The sequence below is a fragment of the Intestinibacter sp. genome, assembly GCF_022780145.1.
GTDB lineage: Bacteria > Bacillota > Clostridia > Peptostreptococcales > Peptostreptococcaceae > Intestinibacter.
The window spans coordinates 1-2,194 of sequence record NZ_JALEXO010000057.1 but is presented as its reverse complement, the minus strand read 5'-3'; the positions used below and the strand labels follow the sequence as shown (position 1 = coordinate 2,194).

At 31.7% G+C, this 2,194-nt stretch carries 3 protein-coding genes; all 3 read right to left on the bottom strand.

Annotated features, from left to right (window positions below; all coding sequences use genetic code 11):
- Positions 1-296 (bottom strand): rubredoxin-like domain-containing protein (locus tag MR593_RS02165; RefSeq protein ID WP_290686530.1); only part of this gene is annotated, 296 nt, incomplete at its 3' end.
- A 199-nt stretch (positions 297-495) separates the two neighbouring features.
- Positions 496-1,029, bottom strand: coding sequence for a (Fe-S)-binding protein (locus MR593_RS02160; RefSeq protein WP_290686528.1), 534 nt, complete (start codon positions 1,027-1,029; stop codon positions 496-498).
- 26 nt (positions 1,030-1,055) lie between these two features.
- Positions 1,056-2,194 (bottom strand): aminotransferase class V-fold PLP-dependent enzyme (locus tag MR593_RS02155; RefSeq protein WP_290686526.1); only part of this gene is annotated, 1,139 nt, incomplete at its 5' end.

Below are 2,194 nucleotides of genomic sequence, written 5' to 3'. Positions count from 1 at the left end.
AAAGCTATTCTCTTATATGCTTCTGCTACTTCTGGATATCCTTCTCTATCTGCTTGTCTACTCATTGCTAAGTACATTCCTACTTCTGTACATTCTCCTGTGAAGTTAGCTCTTAAATCTTCTACTACTTGTTCGTCTACTCCTTTAGCAACACCTATTCTGTGTTCGTCAGCCCATACCATTTCGCCTTTCATTTCTTCAAATTTTTCAGCTCCTACATGGCATACTGGACATTCTGCTGGTGCAGTTTCTCCTTCATGTATATATCCACATACTTGGCATACCCATTTTTTCATAGTTAAATTCCTCCTAAATATTATAAATTTGTTAAAAGTTTATTTGCTATTAAATATATTTATATTTTTATTAAAATATTTAATTTTAAATTTATGTTTAATATATACCCATAGAAATAATCTTAAAACATTTTCTACAACAATTTTACTATTTTTAATCAATTTTTTCAATAATTTCAAATTTTTTTTTATCGTAATATTAAACTTCATATCCTAAAGTTAAATATATGTTTTCAAGCTCTTCTCTCATTTTTTCATTGCCCTTCGCTGTTACTTGTGAGCACATAGTTGGCTTGTATTTTCCAGCTACCATTTTAGCAGCAAATGCCATACAAGTAGCTTCACCACATTTACCGCAATTTAATCTTGGAAGTACCTCATATACATCAAATGGACTCGGTAAATTACGTTTTTCATCACTTGGCTTTATGCTGTCCTTTTTGTCGTAACAGTCGTTTACAAAATCCTTTATGTAATCTAAGGTTTCAAATGCATCTGTTTCGTTTAACAATTTAGATACCTTGACATCATTTGCTGTAAGCACTATTATTTTAGGTCCGTAATTATATGTTAAAGTTTGTCCTTTTTTATTGTATATTGCAGTTTTTAAATAAGTATTTAAATAAGGGAAAAGCTCCGTAATATCCCTTGATAAAGTTGCAACTACTCTTATTCTATTTGCATCTGTTGTACATGGTTGTATAAAACTTAAATTAATTTCTTCTAAATACATTTTTTTCTCCTACCTTTTATATTTATTTATAGATTATTTAATGCATCTACTAATTTATCTATATCTTCCTTTTTATTAAAATATCCTATTCCTATTCTAAGTGTTCCCCTCTGTTTCGTACCGATTATTTCATGTGCAGTTGGAGCACAGTGAAGTCCTGCTCTTAGCATTATGTCGTATTTTTGATCTAGTATAGCTCCTACATCTTCTGGTCTTTTGTCCTTTATATTGAAGCTTATTACACTAAGCATTTTATCTGTATCCTTTGGACCGTAGATTTCTATGTCCTTTACAGTTTGTAATTTTCGTAATGCGTATTCAGTCAATTCTTTTTCTCTATTGTGTATTTTTTCTATTCCCTCTTTATTTAAAAATTTAACTGCCTCTCTAAGACCAGCTATACCACTTACATTAGAAGTACCTGCTTCTAAATGGTTAGGGTAGTAGTCAGGTTGATATTCATAAGCTGAATCTCCACCAGTTCCACCTGCCTTTTGAGGAGTGATATATATGTCTGTATTTATCACAAGTCCTCCAGTACCCATAGGTCCCATCAAGCTCTTATGTCCTGTAAATGCCAAAATATCTATATTGTCTCTTTGGACATCTATATCCATAGCTCCTGCACTTTGCGCTGCATCTACTAAAAATGTTATATTGTTTTCTCTTGCAATTTTTCCTATTTCTCTTATAGGCTGGATTGTACCCAATACATTTGAAGCCTGTGTAAATACTATTAATGCTGTATCTTCTCTTATGTACTTTCTTAAATCTTCAGGATTAGTTATTCCATCTTCTGTACATTCTACAGTATCTATTTTTATATTTCTCTCTTTTTCTAGAGTTTTTAAACATCTCCATACTGCATTGTGCTCTAAGCTACTAGTTATAACATGGTCGTTTTCCTTTAAAATTCCCCTCATAGCTATATTTAAGGAATCTGTTATATTGCTTGTAAAAACAACCCTCTTTGGATCGTCGAAATTAAAAAGCTTTCCTATTAATTTACGACATTCATAAATTATGTAGTCTGATTGCATAGCTTTTTTATAAGAACCTCTGCCTGAAGAAGTTCCGTTGTTCACCATAAAATCGTATACTGCATTTGCAACAGCTTCTGGCTTTGGATAAGAAGTCGCCGCATTATCTAAATAAATCCCCATTT